General features: G+C 40.6%; 1 protein-coding gene. It reads left to right on the top strand.

What is annotated here, in order from left to right; all coding sequences use genetic code 11:
* Positions 1-474 precede the first annotated feature (474 nt).
* A partial coding sequence (locus DMP16_RS10585) for a hypothetical protein (RefSeq protein WP_143577253.1) occupies positions 475-660 on the top strand: 186 nt, incomplete at its 3' end.

Raw genomic sequence — 660 nt, 5'->3', positions numbered from 1 at the left:
GTCCCTCTTCAATAATACTTATTCTTGAGTCCTAAGGAGGGTGGAGTGAGGGAAAAGGGATAGGGGTAATTTGGCTGAAGATCCAGTCATTGGTCTACTGCTGGATGAACGGAGGGGCTCTAAAGCCCACTAGTTATGAAGGCGGTAAACTTGTGAACCGCCCTAAGGGAACCTTTAGGCGGGCAGGAGGTCAGCATATCCTATGTAGTGTCTTCAGTCCTTTAATAGAGGAGATGCTGGTTGGCATTTATATAGGAATACGCTCGGCTTAGGAATTGAGCGGATAATGGAATAATATGCATCTAGGCAGTCATCTGAGAAGGATTGAAGCGTGAGTACCATGGTTAAGGAGGTGTTCTTACGTGATTGTTCGTTGCGTATCAAGTTCAATTTAAATTAATAACCATAATGATTGGGCGTACATTAAAGAAGGGAAAGAAAAATTTAAATAAAAAGTTTAGCAATATTGTATTAATGGCTCAGAGTCTAATAACTCTGAAAAAGGGGGCAAAATACTATATAGGATTACCAATTTCGCTAATTTTAATTTACCTTATTCCCAGCTATGGCGAGATAAGTGGAACCACTGTTGAAGGCATAGTAGTCTTAGGTGTGGCTTTAGGGTTATTTGCTGTTTTCATCTTCTTATCAGTACCCAGG

The organism is Sulfolobus sp. B1 (assembly GCF_007050195.1).
GTDB lineage: Archaea > Thermoproteota > Thermoprotei_A > Sulfolobales > Sulfolobaceae > Saccharolobus.
Note: the sequence above shows the minus strand (reverse complement) of the source record. Positions and strands in the feature narration are given on the sequence as shown.